19 protein-coding genes are annotated in these 20,102 nt (G+C 55.7%); 12 read left to right on the forward strand and 7 right to left on the reverse strand.

Annotated elements, in window-relative coordinates:
- Positions 1 to 44: 44 nt before the first annotated feature.
- Together fliD and SDD30_RS07745 are read right to left on the reverse strand one after the other, a co-directional pair.
- Positions 45 to 1,163: a flagellar filament capping protein FliD gene (fliD, locus tag SDD30_RS07740; protein ID WP_434074349.1), complete on the reverse strand. Its 1,119-nt coding sequence runs from the start codon at positions 1,161 to 1,163 to the stop codon at positions 45 to 47.
- 277 nt (positions 1,164 to 1,440) lie between these two features.
- Positions 1,441 to 1,983: an undecaprenyl-diphosphatase gene (locus tag SDD30_RS07745; RefSeq protein ID WP_434074350.1), complete on the reverse strand. Its 543-nt coding sequence runs from the start codon at positions 1,981 to 1,983 to the stop codon at positions 1,441 to 1,443.
- A gap of 172 nt (positions 1,984 to 2,155) precedes the next feature.
- On the opposite strand from SDD30_RS07745, the gene SDD30_RS07750 reads away from it, so the two are divergent.
- The 11 genes from SDD30_RS07750 (at position 2,156) to SDD30_RS07800 (ending at position 13,296) form a co-directional block, all read left to right on the forward strand.
- Positions 2,156 to 2,974 carry an STAS domain-containing protein gene (locus SDD30_RS07750; RefSeq protein WP_434074351.1) on the forward strand — a complete coding sequence of 273 codons (819 nt, stop codon included), beginning with the start codon at positions 2,156 to 2,158 and terminating at the stop codon, positions 2,972 to 2,974.
- Positions 2,964 to 3,338: an STAS domain-containing protein gene (locus tag SDD30_RS07755; RefSeq protein WP_434074352.1), complete on the forward strand. Its 375-nt coding sequence runs from the start codon at positions 2,964 to 2,966 to the stop codon at positions 3,336 to 3,338. Before SDD30_RS07750 ends, SDD30_RS07755 begins: the two co-directional genes overlap by 11 nt.
- Positions 3,335 to 3,742 carry an anti-sigma regulatory factor gene (locus SDD30_RS07760; protein ID WP_434074353.1) on the forward strand — a complete coding sequence of 136 codons (408 nt, stop codon included), beginning with the start codon at positions 3,335 to 3,337 and terminating at the stop codon, positions 3,740 to 3,742. Before SDD30_RS07755 ends, SDD30_RS07760 begins: the two co-directional genes overlap by 4 nt.
- Entirely contained in the window at positions 3,724 to 4,302 is a 579-nt protein-coding gene (locus tag SDD30_RS07765; protein WP_434074354.1) for a SpoIIE family protein phosphatase, read from the forward strand. Before SDD30_RS07760 ends, SDD30_RS07765 begins: the two co-directional genes overlap by 19 nt.
- A gap of 17 nt (positions 4,303 to 4,319) precedes the next feature.
- Entirely contained in the window at positions 4,320 to 5,618 is a 1,299-nt protein-coding gene (locus SDD30_RS07770; RefSeq protein WP_434074355.1) for a diguanylate cyclase, read from the forward strand.
- Between the two features lie 583 nt (positions 5,619 to 6,201).
- Positions 6,202 to 7,212, forward strand: coding sequence for an HD-GYP domain-containing protein (locus tag SDD30_RS07775; protein ID WP_434074356.1), 1,011 nt, complete (start codon positions 6,202 to 6,204; stop codon positions 7,210 to 7,212).
- A gap of 155 nt (positions 7,213 to 7,367) precedes the next feature.
- A complete protein-coding gene (locus SDD30_RS07780; RefSeq protein WP_434074357.1) occupies positions 7,368 to 8,048 on the forward strand; it encodes a response regulator transcription factor in 681 nt (226 codons plus the stop codon).
- Positions 8,049 to 8,138: 90 nt separating this feature from the next.
- Positions 8,139 to 9,518: a sensor histidine kinase gene (locus SDD30_RS07785; RefSeq protein WP_434074358.1), complete on the forward strand. Its 1,380-nt coding sequence runs from the start codon at positions 8,139 to 8,141 to the stop codon at positions 9,516 to 9,518.
- Between the two features lie 78 nt (positions 9,519 to 9,596).
- Entirely contained in the window at positions 9,597 to 11,564 is a 1,968-nt protein-coding gene (asnB, locus tag SDD30_RS07790) for an asparagine synthase (glutamine-hydrolyzing) (protein WP_434074359.1), read from the forward strand.
- A 268-nt stretch (positions 11,565 to 11,832) separates the two neighbouring features.
- Positions 11,833 to 12,849: a lysylphosphatidylglycerol synthase transmembrane domain-containing protein gene (locus tag SDD30_RS07795; protein WP_434074360.1), complete on the forward strand. Its 1,017-nt coding sequence runs from the start codon at positions 11,833 to 11,835 to the stop codon at positions 12,847 to 12,849.
- Between the two features lie 159 nt (positions 12,850 to 13,008).
- Entirely contained in the window at positions 13,009 to 13,296 is a 288-nt protein-coding gene (locus SDD30_RS07800; RefSeq protein ID WP_434074361.1) for a CC/Se motif family (seleno)protein, read from the forward strand.
- A gap of 42 nt (positions 13,297 to 13,338) precedes the next feature.
- Here the strand turns inward: SDD30_RS07800 and SDD30_RS07805 are convergent, their stop codons facing one another.
- The 5 genes from SDD30_RS07805 to SDD30_RS07825 form a co-directional block, all read right to left on the reverse strand.
- A complete protein-coding gene (locus tag SDD30_RS07805) occupies positions 13,339 to 14,205 on the reverse strand; it encodes a GGDEF domain-containing protein (protein WP_434074412.1) in 867 nt (288 codons plus the stop codon).
- A 5-nt stretch (positions 14,206 to 14,210) separates the two neighbouring features.
- Positions 14,211 to 14,573 carry a hypothetical protein gene (locus SDD30_RS07810; RefSeq protein ID WP_434074413.1) on the reverse strand — a complete coding sequence of 121 codons (363 nt, stop codon included), beginning with the start codon at positions 14,571 to 14,573 and terminating at the stop codon, positions 14,211 to 14,213.
- Positions 14,574 to 14,794: 221 nt separating this feature from the next.
- The gene (locus SDD30_RS07815) at positions 14,795 to 16,678 is read right to left on the reverse strand and encodes an NADH-dependent [FeFe] hydrogenase, group A6 (RefSeq protein ID WP_434074362.1); all 1,884 of its coding nucleotides are present in this window, start codon (positions 16,676 to 16,678) and stop codon (positions 14,795 to 14,797) included.
- An 18-nt stretch (positions 16,679 to 16,696) separates the two neighbouring features.
- Positions 16,697 to 18,412 (reverse strand): NADH-quinone oxidoreductase subunit NuoF, encoded by a 1,716-nt coding sequence (nuoF, locus tag SDD30_RS07820; RefSeq protein WP_434074363.1) that lies wholly within the window; start codon positions 18,410 to 18,412, stop codon positions 16,697 to 16,699.
- Positions 18,354 to 18,884, reverse strand: a complete 531-nt coding sequence (locus tag SDD30_RS07825) for an NADH-quinone oxidoreductase subunit NuoE family protein (protein ID WP_434074364.1) — start codon at positions 18,882 to 18,884, stop codon at positions 18,354 to 18,356. Before SDD30_RS07825 ends, nuoF begins: the two co-directional genes overlap by 59 nt.
- A 245-nt stretch (positions 18,885 to 19,129) precedes the next feature.
- Between SDD30_RS07825 and SDD30_RS07830 the strand changes: the two genes are divergently transcribed.
- Positions 19,130 to 20,047, forward strand: a complete 918-nt coding sequence (locus SDD30_RS07830) for a metal ABC transporter solute-binding protein, Zn/Mn family (RefSeq protein ID WP_434074365.1) — start codon at positions 19,130 to 19,132, stop codon at positions 20,045 to 20,047.
- The last annotated feature ends 55 nt before the right edge of the window (positions 20,048 to 20,102 follow it).

Raw genomic sequence — 20,102 nt, forward strand, 5'->3', positions numbered from 1 at the left:
CCAAACTGAGTGAGGGCCTGGTGCCTTTCCCGGCTCCCTGGCAATTAAACCAACTGATTAAAGAATGATCCCGGAGGCAGCAGGAGGGACCAAAGATTGGCGGTGTTTAAAAACCCCCACCAATTGTAAGAGGATAGGTAAGGGGTATTTAGCTGTGGTAAGGGGTTAGCAAAGGTAGTTAGGGGGTTGGTGGCGATCTGTTGGGCGTTAAACCCAGCTGATACGGCCAAGCCGTTGACCCCACTGAAGGCAGTCTCTACCAATCCCAAGTTATTCTGGAGGGCGCTGGTAAGGGCAGTTTGGTTAATAGCCAGGGTGCCGTTCTGGTTCTGGGTAATGCCTATGGCGGCCAGGTTCGCGGCTTGATAACTATAGCTTTGCTTTAAAATAGAAAGTAGCTGCGGACTGATATACTGTGAATTTTGCGCCGTAAAGGTCACCAGGTTGTTATAGGCCGTCACGAAATTGTTGATGGCGTTGTTTATAGCTTGGGTATCAGGAGTGACTGTAATGGTGGCGTTAGTTACTGTACCTAAGAGATTTAAACTCAGTTTTCGGTTATCCAGGTAGATGGTGTTGCTTGTGGAAGTGTAAGGGACACCATTGAGGGTGTAACTAGCATTGGCTGCCGCAACAGAAACCGTGTTAGCCCCACTATAAGCGACAGCATTGCCGGTCACATCAGTTAAGGTGAAGGCATTACTGGTACCGGTATTCTGGGCAGTTAAAACCACGCGGCTGGTACCGGCTACAGTATCGGTAGCTACCTTGGCGGTAACCGGCGCGCCGGCAGCATTGATGGCCTTGGCCATGTTAGTGAGTACAGTTAGGTTAGTATCGCCAGAATTAACGGTAAAGGATAGGGAATAAGTCTTGCCGCCTGTTTGCAGGTTGAAATTATAACTACCTGGCGCCAGCCCGGTAGCCGCGGCGCTGGTCAGGGCGAGGCCCATGTTTTGCTGGGCGGTGGCGATCTGGCTTATGCTCATAGTATAAGTAGCTAAAGTTGCCCCCGGCTGGGCCTGGGCAGTAACGGCGCTGGGAGCAGATGAAGTTGTTGTTCTCTGCAAGAATACATTAGCGCTGGTGCTAAGCTGTAAGGGCTGGGAAGCCTCCCAAAGCTGGCGGCCATAGTTGCTCAGAGTGGCCAAGCTATTGGCCAAGAGAGAAGGCTGCTGCCGGTTCCAGTTATTAACCCATAAGGCTTCCTGAGCTATGTTGAGTGGTGCTCCCGGCTGGTAAGGGTAAGAAGGCGCTGAGGGATTTAAGAGATAACTCGCCAGCCAATAATTAGGGGACCAGTAATTGCTGTACAACGGGCCAACCATGCGAGATCATCTCCTTGGTAACATCTTGTGAAACCTATTATAACACTAAGAAATAAAATAGGGAAGATTTAATCTTGTAGCTGGTCCATTGCTTTGCACAGGGATTACAGCTTCAGGGCAGGATCAAGGCCAGCCGCCTGGCTACGGGAACAATCCTGGGCCAAAGATAGGCAACGATAATGCTGGCCACTATGCCTACCACGGCGCCGCCGATAACATCCGCAGGGTAGTGGACCCCGACGTAAACCCGGGCGATCATTATTACCAGCGACAAAACCATCAGGCCGTAATGCAGGCCTTTAGACCGGGCGCTCCACGTCAGGGCCCAGGCCAGGGCGGCATGATCGCTGGGGAAGGAGGAATCCGGAGCGTGGGGGATCAAAAGCTTGACATGGTTATGGACAAAGGGGCGGGGCCGGTAGTAGCAAGTACCGATAACCAGGTTGATGACCAGGGCCAGGGAGGCTGTCGCTGCGGCCTTGAGGACCAGCAAGCGCTCCTCGCCGGATTTTTCCCCCCGGCCGGCAAACCAGAAGTAGATATAGGGTAACAACAAAACGAAGGGGCCGTAAAGGGCCATAAAGCGCATGAGTAGATCCAGGTCACGCCAGTGGCCGGCCAGGTTGTTGATGGCCGCAAACAGGTGCCCGTCCATCAGGAAGGCCTCCTTAACCGGGGAATGTTAAGGTTCAATATACAGCATTATACAGCATAAAGATTAAAAGCGCATTAAATTAGGGCAATCAAGGTAAAATTTTCTTGACGGCAAGAAGGGGGACTTCTATAATTACCTTGTCTATTAATGTCAAATTAAGGAGGAAAAAGTCGTGGGTGTGTTCGGTGAAATCGAACCAGAAACTATTATCAATGCTGCCATTGAACTCTTAAAAAAAGAGGGACGGGTCGACCTGCAATGGAACGAGATTTCCGCTTTAACCCGAGACCTTTGCCTGGCCCTGGCGGCAGATATTGAGCAGCCCGCTTTTACGACGGCGGAGCTGGAGAAAGAAATCACAGATAAAGTTAAGCTACTCTTTGCCCGGGGTTACCATATTGAAAACCTCCAGCTAATATTGGAAAAAATTCTGGATAGCTTTATCGGGACTTTACAGGATCAGGGTACCGATCTCCAGGCAGCAGTACCTTATATAAGCACTGTGCGGGAACATATCTTTAAAGGAACGACCTTCTTGTTACGAACAGCCCTACAGACCCAGCGCGAGGTTATCGAGAAGCAAAACGAAGCTTTAATGGAGCTGTCTACTCCGGTCATCCCTTTAATGCAGGACATCCTTTTGCTGCCGTTAATCGGCACCATCGATACCCGCCGGGCCAAAGAGATAATGGATAATCTCTTAGCAGGCATCGTCCAATACCAGGCCGAGGTTGCCCTGATCGACATCAGCGGCGTGCCGGTGGTAGATACCCAGGTAGCCCATCACTTGATCAAAACCGTCAAGGCCGCCAGGCTTTTAGGCAGCCGCTGTATCTTAGTCGGCATCAGGCCGGAACTGGCCCAGACAATTGTCCGCCTGGGGATTGACTTCCAGGATATTATCACTAAAAACAACCTCCAGGCCGGGCTGGTACTGGCTTTTCGCTGGCTGGGTTATAAGCTGGAGCGGGTGGAACGGGATGATGCATAACCGGGTACCCATCCTTAAAGTAGATAATTTCTGGCTGGTGACCATTGAAGAAACCCTTCACGACCAGAGTGTTATCCAGTTTAAGGAGGATTTATTATATAATATCACCCGGGATGCCGGCGCGGGCCTGGTGATTGATATCAGTGCCCTGGAAGTGGTGGACAGTTTCGTGACCAGGGTCCTCATGGAGATCGGCAGGCTGGCCGGGTTGCTGGGCCTGCCCTTTGTCCTGACGGGCATCAACCCGGCGGTAGCCATTACTTTAACGGAGATGGGCCTGGATCTCCAGGGTATGGCCACGGCTTTGAACTTGCAAAAGGGCCTGGATATGTTAAAAGGTAGGGCCAGGGGGGAGCCAAAATGACATCTGGGCAAACCCTCCCCATCACCAGCGAATATGATATAATTACGGCCCGGCAGGCAGCCCGGGAACTGGCCCGGCAAATAGGCTTCAACACAGTGGACCAGGTGCGGATAGCCACGGCCGTCTCGGAACTGACTCGCAACGTGATCCTTTACGCCGGTTCCGGCAAGGTGGATATAGAAGCGGTAGCCGAGGGAGAACGCCAGGGCATCGTGATTACCGTCAGCGACCGAGGGCCAGGCATCGCCGATATCGAGCAGGCTTTAAGGGACGGCTATTCGACCAGTAATGGCCTGGGTGCGGGCCTCTCTGGAGCTAAGCGACTAATGGATACCTTTGACATAGAATCCCGGGCCGGCCGGGGTACCACTATCAGGATTGGGAAGTGGAAGCACTGGAAGTAGGAATTTATACCCGGGCCAGGGAAGGGGAATTCACCTGCGGTGATGCCTGCCTGGTCAAGGACGAAGCAGGTATTCTTAATCTGGCCGTAGTTGACGGTATTGGCCACGGACCAGAAGCCGCCCGGGCTGCGGCTGAAGCTATTGCTTGCCTGGAAACCGGCCTGGATGTCGGCCTGGAAAATATATTCCGGCGTTGTCATCAAAGGTTAATAGGGACCAGGGGAGCCGTTGCCGCCCTGTGCCAGGTTGATAAAAAAGGGGGCCTTTGGCAGGCAGCCGTTGTAGGTAATATCCTTTTACAGATCCTGGCCGGCAAGATAGTAACCCCTTTAACTACTCCTGGTATCCTGGGTTATAATTACCCGCGCCGGCTTTTAATTCATCGGGGGCCATATCAGGAGGGGGATCTTTTTTTAATCCACTCGGACGGTATTCAGGAAGGCGCGGTCTCTCCGGCCGCTTTAGTGAATTCCCCCCTTCCCCCGCAGGAACTGGCCCGGCTAATAGGGGAAGGTTACGGCCGCCGGGATGATGACGTCGCCGTTATAGTTGCCAGGTAATGGAGGGCGAGCCCGCAATGGAAATAAAATGGCAGGAAGCCTACCTCGAGCTCTTACGGCAATATAGCCGGCAGCAGAGCGAAGCCATCCTCTATGAAGCCTCAAAATTGAGCAAAGCGCTGGTTGAGAGGGGCGTTGGTCCTGAAGATCTAGTCCAATTTCACTTGGAAGCCCTGGAAGGACTCTTCAGGGATATCTCCCCCTTGCGGGTACCGGGCCTGATTCTCATGTCCTTCGACCTGCTTCTGGAAGTAATGATGGCTTACGCCCTCAGTTTTCGGGAATACCTGGAGGTAAAAGATAAACTCATTGCGCGTCTGGAAACCTTTAATCAAGAATTAACTGCCGCCAACAGCAACCTGGAAACGAAAGTGCAAGAGCTTACGGTAATCCAGGATATGACCAGGGAATTGGGTGCCTGTTTGGACCTGGAGCTGACAGCCAGAATTATTACCCGGCACCTGCGGGAGCTGTTCCACTGCACCGGCGGATTGTACCTGGTCAATGGCAGCGGCGAATGGCAAGGTTATACCCTGGAAGAAACCCTGGTGCATAGTGCCCCGCCGGGAGATCTGGCAGCCGGAGCCAGACAATCGGCCAGGCTAGCAGGGCGAGACTTGACCCTGCCCTTGGTCATCGGCCAGGAGGTTGGCGGCGCCGTCTTTTTACAAAAAGAAGGAGGATTTAGCGCCGACGAGGTCCGGTTGGCGGAGATCATCGCCGGTTATGCCGCCTTGGCCGTTGAGCGCGCCCAGCTGTACGAAGCCATGAAACGCCAAGCCACCATTGACGCCAAGACGGGTTTATATAACTACCAGCATATGATGGAGTTGCTAGAAAAAGAGCTGGCCCGCGCCCGGCGTTACCAGCGTACCTTTACCTTAGCCATGCTCGATATCGATGACTTTAAGGTTTATAACGACACTCACGGCCACCGGCAGGGAGACAAAACCCTCCAAAGAATAGCAGCCATCATCCAATCCAGCATCCGGGAGGTCGATATAGCAGCGCGTTACGGCGGCGAAGAATTTGTCATGATCATGCCAGAAACTAATACCCTGGAAGCAACTGCTGTAACCGAAAGGGTACGCCGGAATATCATGAACGCCGCTATCGATAATGAGGGCTGCGGTCCGGGCCGGGTGTTGACGGTGAGTATCGGGCTGGCCACCTACCCTCTGGATGCCGCCACAATCGGGGAGTTGATTGATGCTGCCGACAGCGCCCTCTACATGGCCAAGGCACAGGGGAAAAACACGGTCCGAGTGTTCGGTAAAGCTGACAGGTGGCGATCTGATAAGGAAAGGGTCTTTTAGCCAGGGGACAGCAATATGGCTGTCCCCTGGCTTTAATACTGGGTTAAGGTGACTTAGGGAAACAGCGATTAATTTCGCTTAAAAGTGATGCTGTAAAAATTGATGTAGGATGGAGGATTTAGGTAAAACGTGTCGAATAAAAAATATGCAATAAATACCAATAAAGAGGGCGAAATAATGCTATTAAGCCCCACTAATCCCAGTAACTTCCGGGGGGGGGGGGGGTATATTTTACCATCCCTACCAGAAAAAATAAATCCCCCATGCCTGGATGTATTCGTTTTTCCTTCCCTATGCTTCATATCCGGCGCAAGAACTACTCCCTCAACGCTGCAAGCACCCTCCGGCCTGTCTGCTTACCCGCGGTTGCAAGGCCATATCTTGCCTTCTACCCGTGCTAATTTCCCAAGCGCGGATCATTCCCTTTTACGCTCTTTATATCCTTTACGGTCGCCCCCTGGTCGAGACTACCCTCATAAGCACCGGCTGCTCTTAAACACTATTACTTTACGCATCTTTAACCTAGATGTAGCATAGCAGCTGAAGTCAAACCTTTTAACATCGCACCCAGGGGGGTCTGGCCATGAGCAAAGATAGTAGTTTTATGGGCGCAAGGATTGTTCCCAGATTAACAATCAACTATCTAGTCTTGCCAAACCCTACAGTGAGAATATTTTTACGGGGTACAGCTTTCCTTTTATTAATGGTCGTTACGATGTTGAACTATCACGTTCGGAACCTGCCGGCCCAGATTATCATCGATTTTCTGTACCTTATTCCGATAACCGTAGCCGCAATGAATTCCTTCATTGATGGCCTGGTAACCGCCCTGGCGGCAGGTTACCTGCGTCTCTTTATCAACCCGGTGACCTTTTCCTTCCTCAAAGCTACTGATTATGTTGATTTGATTATAGTTTTAGGCTTTTACCTGCTGGACCCCGTGCTGGTAGAACTATTAAGGCGTCTCGCCCGGCAGCGGCGACAACTGGGCCAAAACCTGTATATTACTACGGCCGCCCTGCTGGAGGCATTACATCTGCGTGACCAGTATACCGGCCGGCACTCGCGCCAGGTAGCTGGTTATGCCCGCCGGCTGGCCGCCGCTTTAGATTTACCCCGGGATTATCAAGAGAGCCTGTACCTGGCCGGATTACTCCATGACATCGGGAAAATTGGCATTAATGACGCCTGCTTGAATAAACCAGGGCGGTTGACGCCGGAGGAATGGCAAGCTATCCGCCGCCACCCGCAGTTAAGCTACAATATAGTAAAAAAGGTTGATAAAATCGAAGAAGGGATTGCCCGGGCAGTCCTTTATCACCACGAACGCTATGACGGCCGGGGCTACCCCCAAGGGCTGAAGGGAGAGGCTATTCCCCTAGAAGCACGTATCTTAAGTGTAGCCGATTGCTATGACGCCATGACTACCAACCGGGTTTACCGGCCCGCCCTGACCCCGGTTGAGGCTGTCAGGGAGTTAAAGCGTTGCGCCGGTAGCCAGTTTGATCCGCAAATAGTGGATGTTTTTTGCCGTATCCTGGCCGCAGATGGTCTTAATCAAGATCATAAAGATAAAGCCCACGATCTTTGCTAATGGTTTCATCCCGACTATACCTGACTGGAAAAAATTAAGCAAAACCTGTTGACCCCGGCAGGTTTTTTCATCTTTTTTTAATGAAAAGATGTTACTATAGATAGCTGAGATAGTAAAGTGGCTAAAAAAGCTGGAGAAAAGGGGAGGCGGTGAGGTTGCGCATCCTGATCGTTGAAGATGAGACTACCCTGGCCAACACCCTGGCCCGTTGCCTGCGGGAGGAAGGCTACGCCGCTGATATAGCCTACGACGGCGAGGAAGGGGTGGCCTTTGCGGAAACGGTTCTTTATGACCTGATAATCCTGGACCTCATGTTGCCCCGGCTGGATGGCATGGAGGTTATCCGGCGTCTGCGCAATGAGCGCATCCAGGCCCCGGTCCTCATGCTTACGGCCCGGGATACGGTGGCCGACAAGGTCAAGGGGCTGGATGCCGGGGCCGATGATTACCTGACCAAGCCATTTGCTTTGGCCGAGCTCCTGGCCCGCGTCCGCGCCTTGTTACGGCGGGAGAGTGAGAATAAGAGCACTGTCCTGCAGGTTGGAGACCTAACTATGGATACTGTCTCTCGCCAGGTACGCCGGGGTGAGAAGGAAATTAACCTGACCAACAAGGAGTACGCCCTGCTGGAATACCTGATGCGTAATCCCAACCGGGTCCTTAACCGCACCCAGATCGCCGAGCACGTCTGGGATTATGACTTCAGCGGCATGTCTAACATAGTCGACGTCTACATCCGCTACCTGCGGCGTAAAATTGATGATAATTTTGAGCCCAAGTTACTATATACTTTTCGCGGCAGCGGCTATAGCCTGCGGGAACCAACCTTAGACTAGATGCCGCAGGAGCATTAGCGGCGCTGTCATGCAGGTACCAGGATTAAACATGCTTCGATTCCACAGGAGCGATTTTTAGGAGACTTAAATTTGCGGCAGAGAATATTGGCCCGCCTGGGCGATATACCCCTGCGCTGGCGCCTCACGGCCTGGTACGTCCTGCTGCTGGCCGTTATCCTGGGCGGCTTCAGCGCTTTCATCTACATTAACATGTCCCTGAGCCTGAAAAAGGGGCTGGACGCCGTGCTGTTATCCCAGGGGGAACAGGTCTTAAGCAGCATGGATACCGAGAACGGGCGGCCGCGCCTGGACCCCAACCTGTCCCTCCTGCCGGGGACCTATTTCGCCTTTTACGACGCCAACGGCAAAATCGTAAGTACCAACCTGCCGGCGGACTTGGCCGCCAGGATACCGGTGGCGGGCCTGGCGGGTAACCAGCCGGTTACGGTGGAGACCCCGGGGACCGAATGGCGGGTTTTGCTGGTTCCAGTCAGAGAACAGGGACAGCAAGCGTACCGGGTTCTGGTGGCGCGTTCCGAGGAAGAGGCCGAAAATCCCCTGGACCGCCTGTTATTATTTATCCTTATCGCCATTCCGTTAACCCTGGTGTTAGCGGCCGGCGGCGGCTTCTTCCTGGCCCGACGGGCCTTGAGCCCTATTGACCACATTGCCGCCAAGGCGCGCCGGATTAGCGCCACCGATTTGCAGCGGCGCCTGGACCTGCCCCACGGCAATGATGAAGTAGGGCGTCTGGTGGCTACCCTGGATGAGATGCTGGATCGCCTGGATCGGGCCTTCCAGCGCCAGCGGCAGTTTACTGCCGACGCCTCCCACGAGCTCCGCACCCCCTTGGCCGTCATCCGCAGCCAGGCCGAGGCGGTGTTGCAACGACGGCACTCGCCGGGGGAATACCGCCAGGCCCTGGAGGTCATTCGCGACCAGACGGAGTGGATGGGCAACCTGGTAGCGAAACTTCTCATCCTGGCCCGCAGCGACGACAGCCAGGAGCAACTGGAAAGGGAGCCCCTGGATTTAGGCGATCTGGTAGCTGGGGTGACGGCTGAATTCCAGGGGATGGCGGCAGATAAAGGGTTGTTGTTAAAGACGAGGATCAAGGATCAATTGAGTATCCAGGGCGACCAGACGCGCCTGACCCAGCTCCTGGCCAATCTGGTGGAAAACGCCATCAAATATACGCCGGCTGGTGAGGTGATTATCACCCTGGAAAGGTCCGGCCGGGAGGCTTTGCTTCAGATCCAGGATACCGGGGTCGGCATCCCCGCGGAACACCTGCCCCATATCTTTGAGCGTTTCTACCGGGTTGATAAAGCCCGCTCCCGGGCCGAGGGCGGTTTCGGCCTGGGCCTGGCCATCTGCGACTGGATCGCCCGGGCCCACGGCGGCCGGATCACAGTGGAAAGCACCTTGGGGCGGGGGACAACCTTTAAGGTTCGGTTGCCCCTGGAGTGATAATAAGAACCTTTAAACCGGGTTTAATCTGCAAGTGTTATACTGGCTGGCGAAAATCGGGCAAAGGAAAGGGAAAATATGTGTGGCATAGGTGGCATAGCTTACGCTGATCCGCGGCAGACCTCTACGGCCGGTCTGCTGGAGGCTATGGCCGGGGCCATGTACCATCGCGGCCCCGATGACCAGGGCTTGCACCGGGAACCGGGTTGCGGCTTGAGCTTCCGGCGTCTGGGCATCATCGATTTAGACGGTGGACACCAGCCCTTGAGCAACGAGGATGATACCCTTTGGCTCATCTGTAACGGGGAGATTTATAATTACCGGCAGCTGCGGCGGGGATTGCAGGCCCGGGGGCATATCTTTCGCAGCGGCAGTGACGCCGAGGTTATCCTCCACCTTTATGAAGAGAGAGGCCTGGATTGCTTGGGTGAGCTGCAAGGCATGTTTGCCCTGGCCCTCTGGGATCGCCGGCAGCGCTGTTTACTCCTGGCCCGGGACCGCCTGGGGATTAAACCCTTATACTACACTATGGTGTCCGGCAACCTAGCCTTTGCCTCGGAGATTAAACCCCTTCTCACCCTGCCGGGAGTTAACGCGGCGGCGAATCTGGCGGCCATCGACAGCTACCTGACCCTGCGCTTTGTCCCGGCACCCTTGACCTTTTTTCGGGAAATCTACAAGCTTCGTCCAGGGCACTACCTGACTTACCACCAGGGCCGGGTCAAGGATGAGGGTTACTGGGATCTGCCGGCGCCGGGAAGCTTTACCGGTACTGCTGATGAGGCAGCGGCTACTTTGCTGGCTTTACTCCAGGAAACAGTAGGCAGCCATCTCCAGAGCGAAGCCCCGGTAGGGCTGTTCTTGAGCGGCGGTCTGGACAGCAGCACCATCCTGGCCCTGGCCGCCAGGGAAGGGGTGGGCAGGCTGCAGACCTTTTCCCTGGGCTTCACCCGTGCCAATCAGCCTCACCAGGGTTTCTGGGAACTGGCTGCTGCCCGGGGCCTGGCCCGGTATTACGCCACCGACCACCACGAGATTGAGGTCGCCCCCGGGGAGGTACCTGAAGCCCTGGCCAGGATGGTCTGGCAGCTAGAGGAACCCCTGGGGGATCCCACCATGATCCCCTTATATTTTATCAGCCGCGAGGCGTCCGGCCGGGTTAAGGTCGTCCTGTCCGGCGAGGGGGCCGATGAGATTTTCGCCGGCTATGAAGTCTACCTGGAACCGTGGCAGCGAACCCTGCTGCACAGGCTACCCCTGCCCATGAAGCAACGTCTGCTGGCTTCCCTGGCGGCCTGCTGGCCTGCCGGCTGGCCGGGGAAGAACTTCCTGCGACGGGCGGCCTTGCCGGTAGAGGCCTGGTACCGGGGGGTAGGCTTTACCTTTAGCGAAGAGGAGAAGGCTGGCCTGTATGGACCGGCCCTGGGGCGGGAGGTCCAGGGATCTTTCTTTGAAAACCAGCTGGCTAACTATTTTCAGGGGCAGGGGGAAACTGAGACCCTGGCGAAAATGCTTTATTTTGATATTAAATACTGGTTAGCCGATGATACCTTGATCAAGAGCGATAAGCTGACCATGGCCCGCTCCCTGGAACTGCGGGTGCCCTTTTTGGACCACCGGGTGGTGGAGTTCGCCGCTGCCCTGCCGGCATACTTTAAGGTGAGGGGTAATAGCTTAAAATATATCCTCAGGAAGGCAACGGCGGCCCTCCTGCCGGCAGCCATCCTCCAGCGCCAGAAACTGGGTTTTACAGCTCCTATTACCGTCTGGGTTAACGGCGAGTTGCATTCCTTTGCTGTTAACCTGTTAACTTCACCCCAGTTTCGCGAGCGTCATTATTTCCGCCAGGAGGATATTGACCGGCTCCTGCAGGACACCAGGCCCCACCCGGCCCGGGGGCGCCAGATCTTTGCCTTAATGGTCTTGGAACTCTGGCACCGGCTGTTTATCGACGGGGAGAAGGAACTGGCCCTGCCCCAGGAAACTTTGAGCTTTAACCAGGGATTTAAGGCTGTTAAAAAACGGGTAGCAACGGCAAGATCTTAACCATTGTTTCCCATCTTCGCACTCACGTAAGATTTTCGCAGGGGACCGCAGCAGGTCCCCTTTTTTATGGTGAGCCAGATATTTTGATGGGATTTTTAGGTATAATCCGGTATAATTATAAAGATAGCCCCGTCTGCCGGTGTCGTCCGGCGGCACAGGTTGGGGTTGCCTCCGGGCCGGAGCCCCTCCAGGTAGAAATTTGGTGGGGCCACTTTAAAATCTATAAATCACTATAAATCACTATAAATCAGATGAAAGGTTAATAACGATGATGCAAACCGGGGTAATCAAATCCCTCCGTACCGGTTTATTGGCCGCAGTCATCCTGAGTATCTGCGGCCTGGCCCTGGCCGGGCGCGGGTTTTCCCCTGGCGATATGCTGGCCATCCTGGGCCGGTTTAAGCCGGTTTACCTGGGCCTGGCTTTTGTCTTATCCTTCGGCCTGTGGGTGGCCGAGGCCGTCAGGGTCCAGGTTATCCTGGACTTGCTGGGGGACAAGATGCCCTTTCACCGGGCTTTAACGGTGGCCCTAAGTACGGCCTTTGCCCTGGGGGTAACCCCCTTTGGCGCCGGCGGGCCACCGGTGCAGACCTATTTACTTACCCGTTACGGTATCTCCCTAGATAAGAGCTTGACGGTGGCTGCCGTCCAGGCAGCCTGGACCCTGGGCTTCTTTTTGCCCGTTTTACCCCTGGCCCTCTGGTTGGGTTTTGGTCACAATTCGGGGGAGGTAGGCTCCTTGCTCTTGCTGGGAGTTGGCTGGCTTTTGCTTCTGGTCCTGGGCGTCGGCTGGCTTTTACGTTACCCGCGTTTTATTTATCTAGCAACCTTAAAAGTTTGCCAGTTCGTTCCCGGCAGGCTTTCCCGGCGCCGCTACTCCCTGGCCCGGCGGGTCTACCACGAGGTTTTGCTTTTCTCCCGCACCTTTGCCTTGATGCTCAGATCAAAGGCCCGCGGGTTGATCCCCGTCACCCTCTGGACGGTGGTTACCTGGGGATGCGTTTTTCTCAACGGCCCCCTGCTCCTGGAGGGCCTCGGCATCCCCGCCTCCTGGTTGCAGGTGGTTGCCCAGCAGATAGTCATCTACTTCGTCATCTCGACCATCCCCCTGCCCGGCGGCAGCGGCCTGGCGGAAATGGGGGCCGCCCTCGTTTTCAAACCTCTGCTACCTTCTCATTTCCTGGGGGGCTTTATTGCCGTCTGGCGTTTTTTCACCTACTACCTGCAGATAATCATCGGCGGCCCCGTTTTCTGGCAGGCCTTCCCCCGCAGGTCAAACCCTTGAATGGGGCCAGGGAAATTGCCCCTTTTCCAGGTGGTTAGAATTAGGGTATAATGTTAGGGAAAGGAGACGGGACTCCCTACCCCCAGCGGTATATCTGCAAAGGCAAAATAGGGGCATTATTTTTTAGACAAAAGTTTTTAGACGGAGGTATATTGCTTAATGAAGGTAACCATTACCGAAGAAGCCCGGGAGTTTATCCTCAAAAACGGTGGGGCGGTAACTGTCCGGCTGGAGAGCGTCGGTACGGCCGGTGGGCCTGCCGTTGAAGCTGTGGTTTTTACCAGCGTACCCGGGGATAAAGAAAACTATGAGGAAACGGCGACGCCGGAGGGAATCCAGGTTTATGCCCGCCGGGGCGACCCGGTGGATGCTACCGGATTGAGATTAGAAATGAAACGAGTTGGCTGCCGGCGGCGCCTGGTAGCTCGGGGAATCGGTATGTGGTAATGAATTCTCCCGGCGGTAGATATTACCGCTGTGGCGCCCATGCTACGTGCCCACAGTTTCTTTAAATGCAACGGCATCGACAACTACCACTGGTTTTTTTAGTTTTTTGGCTCTGGTTGAAGCCAGGCTGGCCATATTGATTAGGTTCTTGACGATATAGCTGTTATCTTCATGGGAAAGGCGTAGTTGTGAGCGGCGGCCCCCGGCTATGCCGGCAGAAATGGCGACCTTTATTTTCCCAGGCCAGTCTTTATTGGTAAAGGTCAGGACCATTTGCCGGGCAAGTTTTTCGGCTTCCTCCAGGGGCCTGGTGGTAACAGTGGCAAATTCATCCCCGGCATAGCGACATAAAGTATCCTTATTGCTGTCGATTAAGCTATTTAAGATTAAAGCAGTCTTACGCAGGACATCGTCGCCGTAAATATGTCCATACTCTTTATTAATAAAGCCGAAGTTATCTAAATCCAGGAAGATCACCGCAATTTCCTGGCCTTCTTTTAACAACTCCAGGGACTTTTCGTAAAATATTTCGGCTTTATTTAAGCCAGTAAGGCTATCGGCATATTTGCCCAATTCCGACATAATTTGGGCACAAGTAACGATGCCCATAATATCATTTTCTCTGGTAACTACCAGACGCTCAATTTTATACTTGGCCATTAATTTTTGCGCTTCTGTGAGGGAAACCGTGGGCGGGATGGTGATCACTTGCTGGGTCATAGCATCGGCAACCAGGCGGTTGGGATGCGATCTTCTGATATCCCTGGAAGTGATGATACCTACCAGTTTTCCCTCTTCTACTACCGGGAGACTGCCGATACCATAATGTTCCATAATGGTTGCCGCGCGGCCGACACTGGCCAGAGGGTCGATGGTATAAAGTTTCTGGCTTATCAAGCCTTCTACCATAGGCACTACAAATCCACCGTCCTGCTGATCTGGATGGTAATATTGATCTGGGCCTTAATCACCACGTTGTCATCGGCAATGCGCTTTCCTTCTTCGATTACAATCGGTAAAAGCTTTTCTTTGGGTAGGAGTCTTAAGAGAGACTTTTTTATTACTACGGCTTCAAAAACTTCATGGTTGAGGCGGACTATCTCATATTGTTCCGGCGAGACCGCATCAACCATTCGCCTGACGGCTTCGGGACCGATAGGGGCTCTTTTACCGACGAGCAAGATATCCTGCATAGGCGGGATTTCAAATTCCGATAATTTTATGGTGATGTCGGCTTTGCGCTGGGGTTCCGGCGAGCGAGAGGTTTTCTGGGGCAACAAAAAACGATGTCCTCCTTTCCCATTTGCAAACACATCATCTATTATATCCTTTTTTACTAAATTTGCCCATAGAGTTTTAATTAATTTTTAGTTAAGTTATACCTGGTTTAACAGGTGGCCTTGATGCCCTAGTTCAATTAATCTGCCTAACAGGCCATGGCAGCCGGGTTGCCGGGCAAGCCGGCAGCAAAAAAAACCTGCCGGAAAAGGCAGGGTTTTTACCTAGAATTTTCCCGTGCCTGCGCATTCATAATTTTTTCGACCGGGTTGGCCGCATACCCCGGCAAAGGCCCCCGCGGCGTGTAATGGGTATGGAGCAACTTTTTCGCCGTGGGGCTTAAAGGCCCTTCTAAAAATTCGGCGTAGATCTTTTGCACTGCCGGGTTCTCGTGGGAGAGACGGATGCGCCGGGAGTAATCGATGCGGTAGAGGGCGTCGGCACGGTTGTGGCGGTAGTCCAGGGAGATCTCCTTGTGCTCGCGGCTGCCGAAAATGGGCTGGCCGCCGCCCCCCACGCACCCGCCCGGGCAGGCCATTATTTCCACATAGTCGAATTGTTCGCCCCCCTTCATCCTGTTCAGGACCTGGCGGGCATTGCCGGTGCCGTGGGCGATGGCCACCTTGATCTTCCGGCCCTTTAACTCCACCCAGGCCTCCTTGACCCCGCTCAAGCCCCGGAATTCCTCGTAGTCGATAACCCCCATCTCCCGGCCGTGGGTCAGGGCGTAGGCCGTCCGCACGGCAGCCTCGATGACGCCGCCGGTGGCGCCAAAAATGGTGCCGGCACCGCTGGCGATCCCTAAGGGCGTATCGTATTCCTCGTCCGGCAGCTGGCGGAAGTTGATACCGGCCTGGCGGATCATCCGCGTCAGCTCCCGGGTGGTGAGGACATAGTCCACATCCTGCCACTCACCCGGCCCCATTTCCGGCCGGCTGGCCTCGTATTTTTTCGCCGTGCAGGGCATGACGGCCACGACGACTATTCGCCGCGGGTCCAGGCCTTCTTTAGCCGCAAAATAAGTCTTGGTGATGGCCCCGAACATCTCGTGGGGCGACTTGCAGGTGGAGAGGTTGGGCAGAAACTCCGGGTAGAAGTGCTCGCAGAACTTGATCCATCCCGGGCAGCAGGAGGAGAGGAGGGGCAGGGGGCCGCCGTAACCCGCCAGCCGCTCCAGGAGCTCGTGGGCCTCCTCCATAATGGTCAGGTCGGCGGTAAAGTCGGTGGCAAAGACCTTATCAAACCCCAGACGGCGCAAAGCGGCCACCAGCTTGCCGGTGACCACGGTACCTACCGGCAGGCCGAAGGCTTCACCCAGGGTCACCTGGATGGAAGGGGCCGTCTGGACGACAACGTACTTGTTAGGGTCAGCCAGGGCCTGCCAGACCTCGTCAAGACCCTCCTTTTCCGTCAGGGAGGCCGTAGGGCAGGCGATGACGCACTGGCCGCAGGTGATGCAGGCCACCCCAGCCAGGTCTTTCATGAAAGAGGGGGCGATGACGGTGTTAAATCCCCGGTTTTGGGCGGCGTAGACGTGGACCTCCTGAACGTTGCTGCAGATGGCCTCGCAGCGCCGGCACTTGATGCACTTGTTGTAATCGCGTACGATAAAGGGGTTCTGGTTAAAAATAGGGTAGTTGGGGGTCTCGCCGGTAAAACGGATGTTACGGATCCCCAGGGTATCGGCCAGGTGTTGGAGTTCGCAGTTGAGGTTACGGATACAGTTGGTGCACTCCCGGTGGTGATCGGAAAGGAGGAGTTCTACCACCGTGCGCCGCGCCCGCAGGACCCGGGGCGTGCTGGTACGGACCTTGAGACCGGCGGCAACAGGATAGACGCAGGACGCCTGGAGGTTCCGGGAGCCTTCGATCTCTACCAGGCACACCCGGCAGGCGCCGATCTCGTTGATGTTTTTCAGGTAGCAGAGACTGGGGATCTCGATCCCCACCCGGTGGGCGGCCTCCAGGACGGAAATGCCTTCTTCGGTCACGACTTCGCGGCCGTCGATCCAGAAACGGACCTTTTTCCCGCCGGCAGGCCGGGGCACTGTTTCCTCCCGGCTGACGGGCGACACGGGGTCGAAGTTTAGTTTGTCTATAGGCATAAGTAGATGCTTCCTCCTTCAGTGCAGCACCGCCGGCTGCCGGGTTAGAGCAGGGCAGACCCCGGCCGGGCAGAATTTATCCCGCACGTGGGCTTCATACTCGTCCCGGAAGTAACGCAGGGTCGAGAGGATGGGGTTGGGCGCCGTCTGGCCCAGGCCGCAGAGGGAGGCCTCCTTAACGTCGTGGCACAGGTCTTCCAATAGCTTCAGGTCATCCAGGCTACCAGCACCAGAGGTGATGCGTTTTAAGATCTCCAGCAGGCGTTTGGTGCCCACCCGGCAGGGGGTGCAGCGACCGCAGGATTCGTCCTGGGAGAACTCCAAGTAAAAACGGGCGATGTCTACCATGCAGTCGCTTTCGTCCATGACGATGAGCCCGCCGGAGCCCATGATGGAGCCCGCTTCTGCGAGAGCCTCGTAATCGACTGGGGTATCCAGCATCCCTTCCGGCAGGCAGCCCCCGGAAGGGCCGCCTGTTTGGACGGCTTTAAATTTTTTCCCCCCAGGAATACCACCACCGATGCTAAAAATTATCTCCCGCAAGGTGGTACCCATGGGTACCTCGATAAGGCCAGTATTATTGATGCTTCCGGCCAGGGAGAAAACCTTGGTGCCCTTGCTCCCCGCCGTGCCGAAGGCGGCGTACCACTCCGGCCCGTGCCGGATTATCAGGGGCACATTGGCCAGGGTTTCTACGTTGTTGACCACCGTAGGCCGACCCCAGAGTCCGGACTGGGCCGGGTAGGGGGGCCGCGGCCGCGGTTCACCCCGGCGGCCCTCAATGGAGCGGAGCAGGGCCGTCTCCTCGCCGCAGACGAAGGCGCCGGCACCCAGCCTGATGTCGACGTTGAAGGCAAAACCGCTGCCCAGGATATTCTGGCCCAGGAGGCCGGCCCGGCGCGCCTGGCGGATGGCCCGCTCCAGGCGATCGACGGCAATGGGGTACTCGGCCCGGACATAGATATACCCCTGGCTGGCGCCGGTGGCATAACCGGCGATGGCCATGCCCTCCAGGACGCTGTGGGGATCACCCTCCAGGATGCTGCGGTCCATAAAGGCGCCGGGATCGCCCTCGTCGGCGTTGCAGACGACGTACCTGGGCCGGCTCGGGGCGGCGGCCGTGAACTCCCACTTACGTCCAGTCGGGAAACCGGCGCCGCCGCGGCCCCGCAGGCCGGAAGCCTTGATAGCGGCGATGATCTCCCCGGGTTGGCGCGTCAGGGCGGTAGCCAGGGCCCGGTAGCCCTCCCGGGCGATGTACTCGTTAATGTCCTCCGGGTTGATGAGGCCGCAGTTATGCAGGGCCAGGCGCTGCTGGACCCGGAAGAAGTGGATCTCGTCTTTACGCCGGGGCCTTTCCCCGCTGGCCGGGTCGCGGTAAAGGAGGCGGTTGACCGCCTGGCCGCTGGCGACACCCTGCACCAGCTCGGCGGCATCCTCTTTCTGTACCTGGCAGTAAAGGGTGCCTTCCGGGTAGACCACAGCTATGGGGCCCAGCTTGCAGAAGCCGAAGCAGCCGGTTTTGATGATTTTTACTTTATCCTGCAAGCCGCGGGCCGCCACTTCTTTTTTTAACTCCTCGCGGAGGCCGTGACTGCCCCCGGAGCTACAGCCGGTACCGGCGCAGACCAGGATTTGCCGCTCCCCGGCGGGCGTATCTTTACCCAGGCGGGCCTCAATGAGGGGGAGGTGCTGCTGCCGGACAAGCTCCAGGTCGTTCATACTCGCGATCATCGGCGGACTCCTTTGCCCGGTATTGGGTCAAAATGTTATCTACATCCCCGGGTTTGACCTGGCCGTGGATGTCGTCGTTGACGGCCACCACCGGCGCCAGGCCGCAAGCCCCCATGCAGCGGGTCGAGCGCAGGGTAAAGAGGCCGTCCGAGGTAGTATCGTCGTCGTCCAGGCCCAGCTCTTCTTTAAAAACCTGAAAGATCTCCTGGGAGCCCCGGACATAGCAGGCTGTGCCCAGGCAGACGCTGATGGTATACTTGCCCCCGGGTTCAGTGGTAAAAAGGGAGTAAAAGGAGACGACCCCGGCGATCTCGGCCAGGGGGATATTTAATTTGGCCGCCAGGTAGGCCAGGGCCTCAGGGGAGAGATAGCCGAAGAGGCCCTGGGCCTGATGCAGAATGCGGATCAGCTGCCCGGGCCGGCGGCCGTAAACCTTGATGACCTTATCGAGGCGGTCGTATTTGTCTGGCATAAGCTTACCTCCGGCCTTAGTTTGAGACAGGGAAGGGGTTTTCATACAATCACTATCTTTGACAGGCCGATGGGGTTACTCATTTTCATGGTGCGCTGGTGAAGATATTAGTCCACCTAAGGGATTCCTGACTAGGAAAGGTCTCAGGCAATCTCTCCGCAACGCCCTGGTATTGCTTGACTTGCCAAGGCATAAATTATATAATAGAAGCAAATGCAAACCATTTGCAATAAGGAGGAGGCGTAATGAAGTTGAGACGGGGCTATCGCCTGGTGGCGCTGGTACTGTTGGTTTTTAGTATAGCCTGGCTGGCTTTCGGGTGTACAACCAAAAAAACGGTAGGAGGACAGGCCCTGGCACCGCAGGCTAAGCAGGGGGCGATCAAAGTCTACACTTCCTTTTATCCCCTCTACGATTTTACGAAGAAAATCGCCGGCGATAAAGCCGAAGTAATAAATATACAGCCGGTGGGGGTTGAACCCCATGATTTTGAACCATCGCCCCAACAGGTGGCGAACCTTTATACGGGCCGGGTGTTGATCTTCCTGGGCGGGATTATGGACCCCTGGGCCGAGAAGATACAGGACCAGCTTCAGAAGGAAGGGGTCATCACCCTGGCAGCAGGCCAGGGGCTGATGGTCAATAACGACCCCCATATCTGGCTCGATCCAGTCCTGGCCAAGGAGATGGCCCGGCGGATATGTAATACCCTGGCTGCGGCCGACGGGGGCAATAAAGGGTACTATGAACAAAACCTGCACGCGCTGGAACAAAAGTTGGACACCCTGGATAGACAATATCGGCAAACCCTGACCGGTCTACCCCGGAAAGAGATCGTCACCTCCCACGCGGCTTTTGCTTACCTGGCTAAACGCTACGGCCTGGAGCAAATAGCCATCAGCGGCCTTTCCCCTCAGGAAGAACCCGCGCCGCAAGAGATGGCCAGGCTCGTTACCCTGTGCCGCAGCAAAGGCGTGAAATATATCTTTTTCGAAACCCTGGCTAGCCCGAAACTGGCGGAGACCCTGGCCCGGGAAACGGGAGCGGGGACCCTGGTCTTAAACCCCGTTGGTGGGTTGACACCGGAGGAAGTAAAGGCCGGGGAAGATTATTTCACCATTATGGAAAAGAACCTGGCCAACCTGAAAAAGGCTTTGGAGTAAGTGCCAACATAACTGCAGGGTGGTCACCTGTTAGCAGCGCGCCGCCGCCAGCGAA

The organism is Moorella naiadis (nom. illeg.) (assembly GCF_051020825.1).
Taxonomy (GTDB): Bacteria; Bacillota; DSM-521; order Neomoorellales; family Neomoorellaceae; genus Neomoorella; species Neomoorella naiadis.